Source organism: Flavobacterium sp. UBA5153 (genome assembly GCA_002413745.1).
Lineage (GTDB): Bacteria > Bacteroidota > Bacteroidia > Flavobacteriales > Flavobacteriaceae > Flavobacterium.
On the sequence record DHXP01000066.1, the window covers coordinates 12,965 to 29,800 of the forward strand.

At 36.5% G+C, this 16,836-nt stretch carries 14 protein-coding genes; 1 reads left to right on the plus strand and 13 read right to left on the minus strand.

Annotated elements, in window-relative coordinates; all coding sequences use genetic code 11:
- From lysA to gltB, 3 genes are all read right to left on the minus strand, one after another.
- On the minus strand, positions 1 to 1,133 hold a 1,133-nt coding region (lysA, locus tag B2145_RS13080; protein WP_291103018.1), incomplete at its 3' end, for a diaminopimelate decarboxylase.
- Between the two features lie 171 nt (positions 1,134 to 1,304).
- Positions 1,305 to 2,759: a glutamate synthase subunit beta gene (locus B2145_RS13085; protein ID WP_291103021.1), complete on the minus strand. Its 1,455-nt coding sequence runs from the start codon at positions 2,757 to 2,759 to the stop codon at positions 1,305 to 1,307.
- Between the two features lies 1 nt (position 2,760).
- Positions 2,761 to 7,278, minus strand: coding sequence for a glutamate synthase large subunit (gene gltB / locus B2145_RS13090; RefSeq protein ID WP_291103024.1), 4,518 nt, complete (start codon positions 7,276 to 7,278; stop codon positions 2,761 to 2,763).
- A gap of 426 nt (positions 7,279 to 7,704) precedes the next feature.
- Between gltB and sucC the strand changes: the two genes are divergently transcribed.
- On the plus strand, positions 7,705 to 8,898 hold the full coding sequence (sucC, locus tag B2145_RS13095; RefSeq protein ID WP_291103027.1) for an ADP-forming succinate--CoA ligase subunit beta: 1,194 nt from the start codon (positions 7,705 to 7,707) through the stop codon (positions 8,896 to 8,898).
- A 313-nt stretch (positions 8,899 to 9,211) separates the two neighbouring features.
- Here the strand turns inward: sucC and B2145_RS13100 are convergent, their stop codons facing one another.
- From B2145_RS13100 to B2145_RS13145, 10 genes are all read right to left on the minus strand, one after another.
- The gene (locus tag B2145_RS13100) at positions 9,212 to 9,589 is read right to left on the minus strand and encodes a helix-turn-helix domain-containing protein (protein WP_291103029.1); all 378 of its coding nucleotides are present in this window, start codon (positions 9,587 to 9,589) and stop codon (positions 9,212 to 9,214) included.
- An 11-nt stretch (positions 9,590 to 9,600) separates the two neighbouring features.
- The gene (locus B2145_RS13105; RefSeq protein WP_291103032.1) at positions 9,601 to 9,897 is read right to left on the minus strand and encodes a type II toxin-antitoxin system HigB family toxin; all 297 of its coding nucleotides are present in this window, start codon (positions 9,895 to 9,897) and stop codon (positions 9,601 to 9,603) included.
- A gap of 147 nt (positions 9,898 to 10,044) precedes the next feature.
- Positions 10,045 to 10,503, minus strand: a complete 459-nt coding sequence (locus tag B2145_RS13110) for a DUF1456 family protein (RefSeq protein ID WP_291103035.1) — start codon at positions 10,501 to 10,503, stop codon at positions 10,045 to 10,047.
- 58 nt (positions 10,504 to 10,561) lie between these two features.
- Positions 10,562 to 11,362, minus strand: a complete 801-nt coding sequence (locus B2145_RS13115) for an alpha/beta hydrolase (protein ID WP_291103037.1) — start codon at positions 11,360 to 11,362, stop codon at positions 10,562 to 10,564.
- A 265-nt stretch (positions 11,363 to 11,627) separates the two neighbouring features.
- Positions 11,628 to 11,927: a type II toxin-antitoxin system RelE/ParE family toxin gene (locus B2145_RS13120; protein ID WP_291103039.1), complete on the minus strand. Its 300-nt coding sequence runs from the start codon at positions 11,925 to 11,927 to the stop codon at positions 11,628 to 11,630.
- Complete coding sequence (locus B2145_RS13125) at positions 11,920 to 12,168, minus strand: type II toxin-antitoxin system ParD family antitoxin (protein WP_291103041.1); 249 nt, start codon at positions 12,166 to 12,168, stop codon at positions 11,920 to 11,922. Before B2145_RS13125 ends, B2145_RS13120 begins: the two co-directional genes overlap by 8 nt.
- 242 nt (positions 12,169 to 12,410) lie before the next feature.
- Complete coding sequence (locus B2145_RS13130) at positions 12,411 to 12,872, minus strand: hypothetical protein (RefSeq protein WP_291103043.1); 462 nt, start codon at positions 12,870 to 12,872, stop codon at positions 12,411 to 12,413.
- A 247-nt stretch (positions 12,873 to 13,119) separates the two neighbouring features.
- A complete protein-coding gene (locus B2145_RS13135) occupies positions 13,120 to 13,887 on the minus strand; it encodes a carboxypeptidase-like regulatory domain-containing protein (protein WP_291103046.1) in 768 nt (255 codons plus the stop codon).
- Positions 13,888 to 13,973: 86 nt separating this feature from the next.
- Entirely contained in the window at positions 13,974 to 15,941 is a 1,968-nt protein-coding gene (locus tag B2145_RS13140) for a DEAD/DEAH box helicase (RefSeq protein ID WP_291103049.1), read from the minus strand.
- A gap of 100 nt (positions 15,942 to 16,041) precedes the next feature.
- Positions 16,042 to 16,614 (minus strand): non-canonical purine NTP diphosphatase, encoded by a 573-nt coding sequence (locus B2145_RS13145; RefSeq protein ID WP_291103051.1) that lies wholly within the window; start codon positions 16,612 to 16,614, stop codon positions 16,042 to 16,044.
- Positions 16,615 to 16,836: the final 222 nt, after the last annotated feature.

Consider the following 16,836-nt stretch of genomic DNA (forward strand, 5'->3'; position numbering starts at 1 on the left):
CCTTTTAGCCACAATACCTCTGCTGGTTTGTAGCGAGAATTGTAGTTGGACGCCATCGAGAAACAATAGGCTCCGGCATTTCTGAAACATAAAATATCTCCTTCATTAATCTCGGAAATTCTACGATTGTTGGCAAATGTATCAGTCTCACAAATGTATCCCACCACGGAGTAAAAACGTTCTTTGCCTTTTGGATTTGAAATGTTTTCAATATGATGGTATGAACCGTAAAACATTGGTCGTATCAAGTGATTGAAACCACTGTCTATTCCTGCAAAAACAGTCGAAGTGGTTTGCTTTACCACATTTACCTTGGCCAAAAAGTATCCTGCTTCGCTTACCAGAAATTTCCCCGGTTCAAAAATCAATGTCAAGTCTTTTCCGTATTCGGAACAAAAGGACTTGAATCTTTTGGATAATTTCTTGCCTAATTCTTCAATGTTGGTCTCAATATCGTCTTTTTTGTAAGGCACTTTGAATCCACTTCCAAAGTCTAAAAATTCAAGTTCTTTGAAGTTTTTTGCTGCATCAAACAGAATTTCTGCTGCATACAAGAATACTTCGATATCAAGAATATCAGAGCCCGTGTGCATATGGATTCCCACAATTTTCATTTTGGTGTTTTCAACAATACGCACTAAATGGGGTAATTGATGAACTGAAATACCAAATTTACTGTCGATATGACCCACGGAAATGTTTGCATTTCCACCTGCCATTACGTGTGGATTAATACGGATACAAACGGGTACGTTAGGATGTTTTGTGCCAAATTGTTCCAATATTGACAAGTTGTCAATATTGATTTGAACTCCCATTGCTGAAACTTCCTCGATTTCTTCAAGCGAAACACCATTTGGAGTGTAAAATATTTTTTCAGGTGCATATCCGGCATGAAGACCTAACAGGACTTCTTGAATGGATACAGTATCCAGACCAGCCCCCATTTCTTTTATTAATTGAAGTATAGCTATATTAGACAATGCCTTCATAGCATAATTGATACGCAACTTTTCTACTTTCGAGAAAGCATTCGTTAATCTTTTATATTGTGATTGGATTTTTTCGGCATCATATACATATAATGGACTTCCAAATTGTTCTGCTAATTGTACTAAATCTTTTGATTGCATTGTGCTACATTTTTGGCAAATTTATTATTCTTTATTGATACACACAAGGGAAAAATTCAAAACTAACAAATTATAACAAAATGTTTTAAAAATAATATTTACGGCGTTTTTTGAAAATAAAAAAACCCTTGAAAAGAAATCTCAAGGGTTTTTTGAAAACGTTATTTACTATTATAGGCTAGGTAAATCACCTTTACCTTTTGTTGGTAAATTGGTGTAACCCATCAAATAATTATCGATTTCTCTTGCGGCTTCACGGCCTTCGGAAATTGCCCAAACGATTAGTGATTGTCCTCTTCTCATATCACCGGCGGTAAATATGTGTGGAACATTGGTTTGGTAATTAGTCGCTTTATAATTGCTTCTTGCGTCAATTTCTATTCCCAATTGGTCGCTCAAAGTTTTCTCAGGGCCAGTAAATCCAAGGGCTAACAAGGCTAGATCACAAGGCCAGATTTTCTCTGAACCTTCTTTTTCGATAAGTTCAGGTCTTTGACCCGGTTTCAATTTCCATTCCACTTCAACGGTTTTCAAACCTACTAATTCCCCTTTTTCATTGGCAAGAAATTCTTTGGTGTTGATTAACCAGTTTCTTCCGCAACCTTCTTCGTGGGAAGAGGAAGTTTTTAATTGCAAAGGCCAAAATGGCCAAGGCGTGGTTTCGCTTCTTCCAACGGGTGGTTTCGGCATAATTTCAAAATTGGTAACTGAAAGTGCACCGTGTCTATTAGACGTTCCCACACAATCTGAACCGGTATCTCCACCTCCAATGACGATTACGTTTTTGCCGGTTGCTTTTATTTGGTCAGGAATAACTTCACCGTACAAAACTTTGGTTTGTTGCGTCAAAAAGGTCATTGCCTGAACAACTCCTTTGCTGTCGGCACCTTTTGTGGGCAAACCTCTTCTTTCGGTTGAGCCACCGCATAATACGATGGAATCAAAACTATTCAATTGGTCGATGCTGTAATTCACGCCAACATTTACGTTGGTTTTGAAAACAATTCCTTCGGCTTCTAAAATGGCAACACGTCTATCGATAATCCCTTTTTCTAATTTGAAATTTGGAATTCCGTAACGTAATAATCCGCCTATGGCGTTATCTCTTTCAAAAACGGTTACGGTGTGACCCGCACGGTTTAATTGTTGTGCAGCCGCTAAACCAGCAGGGCCAGAACCAATAACCGCTATTGTTTTTCCAGTTCTTGTTTCTGGAGGTTGTGGTTTTATCCATCCTTCGGAAAAACCTCTTTCGATAATGCTTTTTTCGATGTTTTCGATAGCTACTGGGTCTTTTATGATTCCCAAAACACATGATTTTTCACATGGCGCAGGGCATAAGCGACCTGTAAACTCCGGAAAATTATTCGTTGATTGCAAAATGTCCAATGCGGTTTGCCATTCTTCTTGATGTACCATATCGTTGAAATCCGGAATCAAATTCCCCAACGGACATGCGCTGTGACAAAAAGGAATACCACAATCCATACATCTTGAACCTTGTTCTTTTATTTTATCTTTTGACAACGGAATCGTAAACTCATTATAGTTTGCAACTCGTTCCAGGACAACTATATTACTTTCGTTAGCTCTGTTATATTCTTTAAATCCACCTATCTTGCCCATATTATTGTGCTATTAGTTCTTCTAATTGATTTTCTTTAGCTAATCTTATCAATGCCTTTTTGTATTCTGTCGGCATTACTTTGATAAAATGCTTTTGTTGATTTTCCCAGTCTCCAAGGATTCTTTTTGCCAAAGGACTATTGGTGTACATAGAATGATTGCGTATCAAACGTCTTAGTTTTGTCAAGTCATCTTCTTCCAATGTTTCTAATTCGACCATTTCCATATTGCATAAACCATTCTCGAATTGTTTTTTCTCATCATAAACATAAGCAATTCCACCGCTCATACCGGCAGCAAAATTTCTACCTGTTTTTCCAAGGACAACTACAGTTCCACCAGTCATATACTCACATCCGTGATCTCCAATTCCTTCGACAACAGCAGTTGCCCCAGAATTTCTGACGCAAAAACGTTCACCGGCGATACCATTAATATAAGCTTCACCAGTTATCGCTCCATAAAGGGCTACGTTACCGATGATGATATTTTCTTCCGGTTTGAATGTGGCAGTAGGAGGAACCTTGATAATCAATTTTCCGCCAGAAAGTCCTTTTCCTAAATAATCATTACAGTTTCCGTGAATTTTGAATGACAATCCATTGGTTGCAAATGCACCAAAACTTTGTCCTGCAGAGCCTTCGAAATCTACTAATATGGTGTCGTCAGGTAAACCTTGTGCTCCATAAATTTTTGAAATTTCATTACTCAAAATTGCGCCAACAGAGCGATCCGTGTTTTTAATCTTGAAAGTAACTCTCGTTCTTTCTTTTCTGTAAATTGAAGGAATCGCTGCTTTTATAATATCAAAATCCAAAACGTGTTCTAAAGCATGGTCTTGAGTTGTTGTATTATGATTGGGTACAACATTCGCTTTTTCCGGTTTGTATAGGATTGTAGATAAATCCAACCCGCTTGCTTTATAATGTTTGATGGCTTTGTTGACATTCAGTTTTTGAGATTGTCCCACCATTTCTTTCAGTGTTCTAAAGCCCAATTGTGCCATGATTTGTCTCAATTCTTCAGCAATAAAATACATAAAGTTGATGACGTGCTCAGGCGTTCCCTTGAAATTTTTTCTTAATTCAGGATCTTGGGTGGCGATACCCACTGGACAGGTATTCAAGTGGCAAGCTCTCATCATAATACAACCCGAAGCCACTAATGGAGCTGTTGCAAAACCAAATTCTTCGGCACCAAGTAAGGCTGCGATGGCAACATCACGACCTGTTTTCAATTGTCCGTCACATTCTAATACCACTCGACTTCTTAAATCGTTCAAGATTAAAGTTTGTTGTGCTTCGGCTAATCCAAGTTCCCAAGGAATTCCAGTGTGTTGTAAGGAAGTTAAAGGCGCAGCACCTGTTCCTCCATCGTATCCTGAAATCAAAATCACGTCGGCTTTTGCTTTGGCAACACCGGCTGCAATCGTTCCAACACCAACTTCGGAAACTAACTTAACATTAATTCTAGCTTCACGATTGGCATTTTTTAAATCGAAAATCAATTGAGATAAATCCTCAATAGAATATATATCGTGATGTGGTGGCGGAGAAATAAGTCCAACATAAGGCGTTGAATTTCTCACTTTAGCAATCCAAGGGTATACTTTTTCACCAGGTAATTGACCTCCTTCTCCAGGTTTTGCACCTTGAGCCATTTTTATTTGAATTTCTTTGGCATTCGTCAAATAGTTGATAGAAACACCAAATCTTCCCGAAGCCACTTGTTTGATGGCACTATTTCTAGAATCACCATTTAGGTCTTTTTGAAAACGTTTTGGATCTTCTCCACCTTCACCGGAATTACTTTTTCCACCAATTCTATTCATGGCAATTGCCAAGTTCTCGTGCGCTTCTAAACTGATAGAGCCATAAGACATAGCGCCAGTTTTGAATCTTTTCACGATTTCTGTCCAAGGTTCCACCTCGTCAATAGCAATAGGATCGAGGTTATTAAATTCAAATAAACCCCTGATTGTCATTAGGTTTTCACTCTGGTTGTTAACCATATCGGAATATTCCTTATAACTTTCCGGGCTGTTTAATCGAACCGCTTGCTGTAATTTTGCAATCGTGGTTGGGTTAAACATGTGTCTTTCTCCATTTCTTCTCCATCTGTAAATTCCTCCGATTTCTAAAGGTAATAAACTGGCCACTTTTGAATTTGGGAAAGCTTTCTGGTATCTTTTTTTAACTTCTTTCTCCACTTCCATTAAACCGATTCCTTCGATTCTAGAAGGAGTGTTTGGGAAATATTTAGAAGAAAATGTTTTATTTAATCCCAAGATTTCGAAAATTTGTGCCCCTCTATACGAATGTAGGGTAGAGATACCAATTTTGTTCATTATTTTCAGGATTCCTTTAGCAATTGCCTTGTTGTAATTTTTAATCGCATTATCGACATTTACGTTTGAAATAAATCCTTGATTTACTTGGTCACGAATGATTTCGTTTACCATATAAGGATTTATGGCACTGGCGCCGTAACCAAATAATAGCGCGAAATGGTGTGGTTCGCGTGGCTCGGCAGATTCAATGATAATTCCAAATTTCGAACGAACTTTTAGACTATTAAGCGAATGATGAATGTAAGAACAAGCCAATAACATTGGGATTGGCGCCATTTTTTCACTCACGCCTCTATCAGAAAGAATAACGATATTGCAACCTTCGGATACGGCTTTGAAGGTGGCATTTACACATTTTTCCAATGCTCGTTCCAGTCCATTAACTCCTTTTTCTATTTCGTATAAGGTTGAAATAGTCACTGATTTAAAATCGGGATGATCGATGTTGCTTATTTTATCTAAATCTTTCTTTGAAATAACGGGATTATGGATCTTTAATTTTTTGCAATGCTTTGGCACAATATCAAAGATGTTATAATCACCGCCAACGGCCAAGCTGATGTCGGTAATGATTTCTTCACGAATACCATCCAAAGGTGGATTGGTAACTTGTGCAAATAATTGTTTGAAATAGTTGTATAATAGTTGGGGTTGATCTGATAATACAGCTAGCGGAGTATCATTACCCATAGAGCTAATTGCTTCGTAACCACTTTTCCCCATTGGGTTTATTATGGTTTTTAAATCCTCGATAGTGTAGCCAAACAATCGTTGACGGGTTTCAAAATCTATTGTTTCAACAGGGGTGACATTGTCAGTATATGGAATCTGTGCCAAATGTAGCATATTTTCATCCAACCATTCTTTGTAAGGATGTTTGCTAACGATTGAATTTTTTATCTCATCATCTTCAATGATTCGTCCTTCATTCATATCAACAAGGAACATTTTCCCTGGTTCCAAACGGCCATGTTGCACTACATCTTCGGGTTTAATGTCAAGAACACCAATTTCTGATGACATAATCACGAAACCACTTTTTGTAAGTGTATAACGTGATGGACGCAATCCATTTCTATCCAATAAAGCACCGATTACGTTTCCATCCGTAAACGGAATGGAAGCTGGGCCGTCCCAAGGTTCCATAATACAAGCATTGTATTCGTAAAATGCTTTTTTATCGGCTGACATAGTTTGGTGTTTTTCCCATGCTTCAGGAACCACCATCATCATTGCTTCAGGCAGTGAACGTCCTGTCATCAATAACAATTCGATAACCATATCCATTGAGGCTGAATCGGATTTGCCTTCTAATATTATTGGGAATAATTTTTTGATGTCTTCACCAAAAACGTCACTTTGCATTAATTCTTCACGAGCGCGCATACGGCTAATGTTACCACGAAGCGTATTAATCTCACCATTATGGCACATATAACGGAAGGGTTGTGCTAATTCCCATGAAGGAAATGTATTGGTGGAAAATCGTTGGTGTACCAAAGCCAGTCTGGTAACTAAGTCGTTATCCAGCAAATCAGTATAATAGCGGCTAATGTCTTCCGGCATTAGCAGCCCTTTATATATTATGGTAGTGGTAGAAAAACTCGAAAAATAGAACATATGACTTTCTGAAATTCTTGAATTTCTGATGGTATGTTCGGCTATTTTTCTTGCGGCAAATAATTTGGCGTTGAATTGTTGTTCTGTAAGATCCAATCCATTTTTTCCAACAAAAACTTGTTTTACCGTTGGTTCTTTTTCAGCAGCAATTTGTCCTAAATTAGTCACATCAACAGGGACATCTCTCCATCCTAAAATCTTCAGATTTTGATCACGAATAGACTCTTCAAAAGTGGTTTTGCAAAAAACAGTCTGGTTTTCGCTTTTTGGCATAAAAACCATTCCCACTCCATATTCTTTTGGTTCCGGAATTTCAAAATCACATACTTTCTTAAAAAAATCATGAGGGATATCGAATAATATTCCTGCTCCATCTCCCGTTCTTCCATCAGCACTTACGGCACCTCGATGTTCTAATTTTATTAAGATATCGAGTGCTTTATGAATAATGTCATTCGACTTAATCCCATTCAAATTGCAAATAAATCCTGCGCCACAGTTGTCGTGTTCAAATTCGGGCAAATAAAGGCCTTGTTCTTTAACTTTCATGCTTGATAATTTTTATGCAAAAATAAAGATTTCATTAATTATAATGAATTTTAAAAGTTGTGTTTGCTGCATTTTTGTTGTAATAATAGAAAAACGTTTATTTAATAACAATAATTCATTCTTATACATTCAAATTGTCAAATTCATAATTCGTTTAGATTGATTTTTTTTAAATTGGTATTAAATTACAAAAAATCCTATTTTTTATAAAGTATTCTCAATCGATATAGTAGTTTAAAATTTAATAATTCTTACTTTTTAGCTTCATAAATTCGATATTTCATAAATAACCAAATCCAGTTAATTAGTGACAAATATTATTTCAGTTTTATTAATAGAAAAAGATTTTAGTTTTAAGTTGAATTTCGCTATTTTTGTGGCACTTAATTTCTGAAATAAATTCAGAATCTTGTCAAATACTTTAATATGGATATACACGAATACCAAGGAAAAGAAATACTCGCCAGTTATGGTGTAAAAGTACAACGTGGTTATGTTGCAAACAATGCACAAGAAGCGGTAGCCGCTGCAAAACAATTAACAGCCGAAACAGGAACGGGTTGGCACGTTATAAAAGCTCAAGTTCACGCGGGTGGACGTGGAAAAGGCGGCGGAGTAAAGCTAGCCAAAAACCTTCAACAAGTGGAGGAAATTGCAGGACAAATCATAGGAATGAATTTAGTTACCCCACAAACATCTGCAGAAGGTAAAAAAGTGCACAAAGTTTTGGTAGCTGAAGACGTTTATTATCCTGGAGAAAGCGAAACTTCCGAGTTTTATATGTCGGTTTTATTGAATAGAGGTAAAGGTCGTAATATGATTATGTATTCTACCGAAGGTGGAATGGATATTGAACACGTGGCGGAACACACTCCCCATTTAATTTTTACCGAAGAGATTGATCCAGCTGTTGGATTGCTGGGATTTCAAGCAAGAAGAATTGCCTTTAATTTAGGACTTTCTGGAAATGCTTTCAAGGAAATGACTCAGTTTGTAAGTGCTTTATACAACGCTTACATTGGTTCTGATGCTTCAATGTTTGAAATCAATCCAGTTTTAAAAACTTCGGATAACAAGATTATTGCGGTTGATGCCAAAGTAAACTTGGATGATAATGCATTGTACAGACATCCAAAATTAGCCGAAATGCGTGACGTTCGTGAGGAAAACCCAATCGAGGTTGAAGCGAAAGAAGCAGGATTGAACTACGTGGATCTTGACGGAACCGTGGGTTGTATGGTAAATGGAGCCGGATTGGCAATGGCAACGATGGATTTAATAAAATATGCAGGTTTTGAACCAGCAAATTTCTTGGACGTTGGTGGAACTGCCGATGCAAAACGTGTGGAATTAGCTTTCCGTATCATCTTGAAAGATCCAAATGTAAAAGCGATTTTAATCAATATTTTTGGTGGAATCGTTCGTTGCGACCGTGTTGCACAAGGAGTTGTTGATGCCTACAAAAATATGGGGGACGCTATTAAAGTGCCTATCATCGTTCGTTTGCAAGGTACCAATGCCGAAATTGCAAAAGAATTAATCGATAATTCGGGTATGCCAATTTTATCTGCGGTGGAATTCCAAGAAGCGGCTGATCAAGTGAAAGCGGCACTTTCTTAATATTATATTCTGTTAAGACGTATTGTTGAGACGCACTGCAGTGCGTCTCTAACGTAAATGAAAAATCCTGAACGTGAGTTCAGGATTTTTTTGTGAATATTTAGGATCATCTGTAGAGACGCACTGCAGTGCATCTCTACAAGTGCGTCTCTACGAGTGCGTCTCTACTTATGATTTCTTGTTCTTTCCGAAATTGTATTTTACTTTCTCTACTACTGGAACTTTTGGAGTTAAGACGCACTGCGGTGCGTTTCAATCCTAAACAAAAAATCCTGAACAGAGTTCAGGATTTTTTTGTGGAATAAATTATTTTTCAGCTTATTTCCCGTTTTAATGAATAATCACCAATCAACGCACTTGGAGAAAGATTTAAACGCGTGGTCAAATTCCGAATCATTTCGACGGTAAGTTTTCGTTTCCTATTCAAAATTTCGGAAACTCGGCTTTTTCCGCCAATAGCATCAACTAAATCAATTTGTTTCAGTTGCATTTCTTCCATTCTGATTTTTATGGCTTCAATTGGATCTGGTGCTTCAATTGGATAATTTTTATTTTCAAATTCATCAATCAATAAGGCAAGAATGTCAGCTTCGTCACTTTCAAGAGTTCCAATTGGAGCATCAAAAAGAAGTTCAAATCTTTTTAAAGCCACTTGATAATCTGATTCTGTTTTTATTGGCGTAATGTTCATTGTGTAAATTTTTAAATTGTATTGGCGTCTATTTTGTCATATTCAGAATGAGTTCCTATAAATCGTATGAAAATCCATTGTTTTTCAAAATTGAATTTTGCAATTAGCCGGTGAGAATTTCCTTTTATGTTAAAAACAATCCTACTGTCTTTAAGAATACTGGCGCTTGCATAATTTTGTTTTACATCACTTGGAGTTTTCCAATTGGCATTGATTGCAGTATCATACCAAGTTTTCAAGTATTGCTCCGTATCAGGATGTATTTCCCAATACTCTCTCAATGTGCCTTTTACAAATATTCTTGACATATTTAGTTGTAAATCTTTAGCAAAGATATATAAAAATTCGCAATTTGGGAACTTTGTTTTTTAGATAAAAAAATCCTGAACGGAGAGTTCAGGATTTTTTTTGTGAATATTTATCATCTGTAGAGATGCACTGCAGTGCGTCTCTACTTAGGATTTTTTATTCTTTCCGAAATTGTATTTTACTTTCTCTACTACTTGAACTTTTGGAGCCGGTTTTTTAAACGGTTTCTTCTTTGTAGCTGAACTTGATTGTCCCGGCTTTTGATCGCCTCTTGCTCTTTCTTCGTCTTTTGGTTTTGCTTTAAATTCTGCTCTTTCCGAAGCTCCTTCTTTTACCGGAATTTGAGCTTTATGTTTGGCCAAAACTGCTGTTGGATTTTTTGGATTTTCTTTTGTCCCACGTAAGTGAATTACCAATCCGTTTAGGAAATTGCGCAACACTTGGTCTCCACATTCCACATAATTTTCGTGATCTTCGGCACGGAAAAAAGCACCCAGTTCTGATTTTGAAATTCTAAAATCTACCAATTCCAGTATTTCAACTATTTGATCATCCCGCAGCATCAAGGCGACGCGCAGTTTTTTTAGTATATCGTTGTTTGTCATTTTCATAATGTAAAAAGGTTATGAAGTTTATAAGTTTATAAGTTTATGCAAAACTGCTTTAAAAAAGCCAAAGATACGCTTTTACAAAACCATCTCGCCATAATTTTTCGTTATGTTGTCCGCCTTTGACGATTCTTGTTTTTGTCGAATTTGAACAATCACATCTTTTTTCGGCAATCAAATTATCCATTTTATTTAGATCAGAAACCATATCGGCACTTTCGTTATCGCCACACATAAAATATATTTTTGATTTTAATTTGTGTGTATTTTTCATCAGTGTGTATATTTCGGGGTTAAACCAAAAAGCAGGAGAAAAAACTCCTGTTCTCCCGAAAACAGTTGGATATTTCAAAATAGCATAATAGGAAACCAAACCACCAAGCGAACTTCCCATAATGGCGGTGTTTCTGGCATTGGTTTTTGTTCGGTATTTCGTGTCTATTTCTGGCTTCAGCGTTTTTACGATAAATTCGAGGTAATTATCGGCATTTCCGCCGCCATAGTTGGAGTTTTTGTAGGGTGTTAATTCGTCCATTCGTTTTTCGTTTCCGTGTTCAATGCCTACGACAATTACCTGTGCGTTGAGACTGTCCAATTTTTCGTCCACGTTCCATTCGCCAACAAAGGAAGTTTTGGCATCAAAAAGATTTTGTGCATCGTGCATATACATCACGGGATATTTCTTTTTGGTGGCATCGTAATTCTTTGGCAAATAAATCCAGATTTTCTTTGTGGTATGCAATTGTGGCGCTTCGATGGTGAAAGTCGAAACCTGTTTTGAAGCGGTGCTTTGCTGTGCGAATGTTTTTCCTGATGCAATAAAAAGAACAAAAAGCAGTGCGAATCGTTGAATCATTGTTGGGTGTTTGTATTTCAATTTAAAGCTACTATTTTAGTTAAAAATACTAATTTGAGGAACACTTTCGAAGAAAAAAGAAGTTTACTTTTAGAAATGATTGCTTTTGCCACAATTGACGGCAGTTGCATAAATTTAAAACAAAAGCTCACAAGTACAAAACTCTTTTTTAATTTTCAGAGACTAGAGCGAAGCGAACTGGCAAAGCAAAATTCCGGGGGAGGCCAAGCCCAGTAATTGCTATAAACTGCTGACAACCGAAGTTTTATTCTTGAATTCTGTTTTTTAAATCCATTCTTGAGTGTAAAAACCTCGTAATTTCAATTTCGTTTTCACACAATTTCCTGTAAAATATTAAATGTTGACCTGATTTATATCCAAAAATTTCTTTATTTATTTCAGAATAATTTTTGCCCAAGTTTTGATTTTCTGCCAATTCTTTGCAATCTTCTAGAAGTTCATAATAATATTTGTCAGCTTGATTTTCAGACCAAACTTCGTAAGTATAATCCCAAATTTTGGATAAATCGTCAACAGCCTTGTTGGTTAAGAAGTATTTAGCCATTTCTTTTTATGGCTTTTAACGATTCAAGATGTTTTTTTAGATTAAAATCTTTAGCAATTCCACTTTCAATTCCTTCATCAATAGCTTTTTTCAATGCAATTAGTTTGCTTTCCTCTTCTTCTAGCAATCTTAATCCAGCACGAATAACTTCGCTTGCATTTTTAAATCTACCTTCCGAAACTCTACTATCCACAAAATTTTCAAAATAGTCGCCTAAAGAAACAGATGTATTTCGTCCCATAATTTTCATATTTTTTGTAAAGTTACCAAAATTTGGTAACTTTAAAAGGAAAAAGTTCTTTTTTTATCAGATGAAAAATTGCAGTTACAACGTTCCCGCGCTCTTGCGATGGTGGGGATTCGAGATGCCTTATCTTTCGGTTATTCATTAATTTTACAAGCACAAAACCATCTTTAAATTCAGCCTTAAACCCCACTATTGCAAAGCGTGTGTTATGGGCAGTTTTTTTACTCCTTATTAAACTATGATTTGATAATTTTCCACCTATTATTCACTAGAACAAATCTCATATCTGGCACATAAGTTTCATAACTAAATTTATATTTTGTTACCTCTTCATTTGCACCATTTTTATTCTTTTTTCTCAGCCCTTTTATTTTATATTTTCCAAAATTAACATCTACGGTATCTTCACTTAAAACAAAGTAATTTAGGGTATAAACTATAAGTTCTTTATTTTCTTTACGAGAAATTTTTGCGATTTCAGATTTAGGTAAAATTTTGATTGGACTTTGAACAATTTTTTGTGGAGCTTCTGTCTGATTTTCGACATCAACATATTTATATTCGCTAGACAACATCCAGTCAAAACGATTTTGTAGTGCTTTTGAATATATACTATCAAGATGGTTTTGATTTAATTTTCCTTGAGCATTACTGGTAATGGCTGAAAGTAAAATCGAAAAGAAAAGTATTATTTTCATTGAATGTTCTTTAAAATTGCCCATAACTTGCATATACACGAAACAAACCTTCGTAAATCCACCCAAATTTGGATGTATAGGCGAAGGTTTGTTTCGCTTTATTATTCTATCAAATACAGTTTTTTTTTCTTACAAATCATCAAAAGGACTTTTAATCTGCTGAATGCCTTTTTCAGTATAAGACACAAATAAAAAAATCCCTGACTGTTTGAACAATCAGAGATTAAACTTGTATCTTATCGGTTTATTATTTCCTTTTCAAAATTTTATATTCTTCATAACAAGAGCTAATGGCGTCAAGAATTTGCAAGTCGTTTGCGGTTTTCACAAAGGATTCGGAGTAATTGCAACGCTCCAGGATTTCGGCAATTTCCTTTTTGTCGACTCCTAGAAGTACTGAGATCGTTTCTCTGTCAAACTTGGATTCGAGGAGGTTGCGCACGGTGTCATCCTTGTTCATTTCTTTCAGCCTCTTGAGTTCTTTGGGTTTTTTGCCAAAGAAATTATAGAGCATATCGGCTGGATTGAAGATGGAACCCATTACTTTTCCAAAGGCATTTGGCGAATATTCTCCGGCTTCATAACCTTGTGTCAATCCCGAAATGCTGTAGCGGTAATTTTCTTTTACGGGAATTAATTTGGAATCCACTTCGAGATAACCGGTTAAGTTATAAGGTCTAATAACTATTTCATCGAGGGCATAGGCTTTTTCGGTAAGGTGAATTTTAGTGGTTTTGTTTTTTATCCAGTCGTTGGTGACTTTAATCTTTAGCGATTGAAAACCTAAAATAGAAATATGCAGCGTGTCGTTTGCCGTAACGTCAATTTCGAAAAAACCTTTTTCGTTCGTGGTTGTACCTCTTACTTTATTGATGTTGATAATATTTACATTCGACAATGGGAGTTGGTTATTGTCATTTAGTATGATACCGGACACTTTTTGAAACGGTTCCGTAACTTGCGCAAAAGTATTTGCTGAAACTATTAAAAAGAAGAAAACTACAAAATATTTCATAAACTGATTTAAAACTTTAAAAGTAATAAAACGGGATTAAATATTTTGTAGTTTCAGTATAATTATAAGAAAATTAACAAAAAGTGTTAGCTTCTTCTTGGTCTTTTTTCTCTTGGCGCATCGCCAAAACTTTCAGAACGTCTTGCTGGTCTTTCTGATGAACCGTCATCACGTCTTGGAGCCTCTGATGATCTTGGAGATCTATCAGAGAAACCGCCTGTTCTTGGAGCAGCTGAGCTTCTTGATTCGCTTCTTCCGCCAAAACCACCTTCTCTAGGAGCTGAACCTCGGTCACTTCTAAATCCGCCTTCTCTTCTTGGAGCAAAACTACCTTCTCTTCTTGGTGCTGAACTTCTATCACCGCCTGAACGACCTCCGCCAAAACCACCACCAGAACTTCTTCCGTTGTGATCCCGTCTTCCGCCACCGTCATTTTTAGAAATTTCCACATTGATTCTACGTCCTTCTAATTGTACGTTATTCAATATTTCCATCACTTTATCAGTGTGTTCCGGATCTGTGTTAAAGAAAGAGAAACCTTCTTTTACATCTACTTTGAAAACATCATCACGACCTAGGTCTAATGTTTCTTTCAAATAATCTTTCAATGACATCCAATCGAAGTTGTCTCTAGAACCAATGTTTACAAAGTATCTTGTTGCACCGCCTGAATTATTTTCTCTTGGAGCACCATCTCTATCATCACGTTCACGTCTTTCAGAACCCGAAGATTGAGAAGATATGTCTCTGTTTTTCTTGTAGTAATTGATGAAACGATTAAATTCTACCGAAACCATTTTCTTGATTAGTTCTTCTTTCGACAAGCCTTCAAGAACGCTGTTGATAGCAGGAAGATAATTATCTATCTCGTGATCAACCTCAGTATCTTTAATTTTGTTTGCTAAGTGCAACAATTGGATTTCGCAGATTTCAATTCCAGAAGGAATCGTTTTTTCTTCGAATTTTTGCTTGATGATTCTTTCGATGGATGAAATCTTGCGAATTTCACTTTTCGTTACAATCACGATAGAAGTTCCTAATTTTCCTGCACGACCTGTACGGCCAGAACGGTGATTGTAGGTTTCTATTTCGTCTGGCAATTGGTAATTTACTACGTGAGTAATATTGTCAACGTCAATTCCACGTGCGGCAACATCAGTAGCTACAAGCATTTGAATTTGACGACCTCTAAAAGATTTCATTACGCCATCACGTTGCGTTTGGGATAAATCTCCGTGCAAAGCGGCAGCACTGTAACCATCTTCGATTAATTTTTCGGCAACGGCTTGTGTGTCACGTTTCGTTCTACAAAAAACTACCGAGAAAATGTCTGGATTAGCATCGGCCAATCGTTTCAATGCTTCGTAACGGTCACGTGCATTTACTAAGTAAAATTCGTGCGAAACGGTAGCTGAACCAGAATTCTTGGCTCCAACAGTAATTTCTACTGGGTCACGCATAAATTGTTTTGCAATTCGTGCTACTTCTGCTGGCATTGTAGCCGAGAATAACCATGTGTTTTTTTCGTCAGGTGTTGTTGAAAGAATGTTTACGATATCTTCGTAGAAACCCATGTTCAACATTTCATCTGCTTCGTCAAGAATACAGTAATTAATTTGAGAAATGTTTACCAATCCTCTGTTAATCATGTCTTGCATTCTACCTGGAGTAGCCACAATAATTTGTGCGCCTCTTTTGATGTCCCTAGCTTGGTCAGTAATACTTGCACCACCGTAAACGGCCACTACATTAATACCTTTTTCGTATTTTGAGTAGTTTTTAATCTCGTTAGTAATCTGCAAACATAGTTCGCGGGTAGGTGATAAAATTAACGCCTGTGTATTTCTGTTGTTGGCATCAATTTTTTGGATAACTGGAAAACCGAAAGCTGCCGTTTTCCCTGTCCCTGTCTGAGCCAACGCAACTAAATCAATGTCTTGTTCCAATAATAGGGGAATCGCTTTCTCCTGTACTTCGGTCGGATTCTCAAATCCTAGATCGATAATCGCACGTTGTAGCGATTCACTCAATCCTAATTGTTCAAATTTATTCATATATGTTTTTAAAATTTGGTGCAAAAGTACGTCTAAAAAACGATATAATCTAATAGAAAATTCATATTTAATATTTTATTGTTATTTGGAAATCAATTAGTTAGTTTTTTAAGAACGCTATAAGTTGCCCAGTTGCCTTGCCTCGATGGCTGATTTTACCTTTTTCTTCGAGCGAAAGCTGGGCAAAAGTAGCGTTATAGCCTTCGGTTTTAAAGATTGGATCGTAGCCAAAACCCTGATTTCCTGTTTTTTCCAAGGTGATTTCGCCTCGAGCTATTCCCGTAAAAAGACACTGTTTTCCTTTTAAGTTTAACGCAATTACGGTCTTGAATTGGGCGTCTCTATTGGTTTTGTTGGCCAAAGCCTCCAATAATTTATTCATGTTGTCGTCAGCATTGCGCTGTTCTCCTGCATATCGCGCCGATAAAACGCCAGGTTCTCCATTTAACGATTCAACTTCTAAACCGGTATCGTCGGCGAAGCAATCGTAGCCGTATTTCTGGGTCACATAATTGGCTTTCATAATGGCGTTTTCCTCGATAGTATCGGCCGTTTCTGGAATTTCCTCGAAACATCCTATGCTTTCCAAACTAATAATTTCGATACTTTCAGGAAGCATTTGTTGGACTTCGAGGATTTTATTTTTGTTGTTGGTGGCGAAAACGAGTTTCATAATTTTAATTTAGGTTTTGAGAGGCTGTAAAGATATAAAGTTTTAAAAGCAGGATGGTGTAATATTATTATCTGTTTAAATTTCTTGTTGAAAGTAAGTATAATTTAAAAATATATACATTTTAAAGTCCTGAAAATAAAACCGTTAATAATAAGTTAAAATTCTGATGAGCAGCTATTTATGTAAAAATAAATTGTAAATTTGAGTGTGGTTTTGATTAAT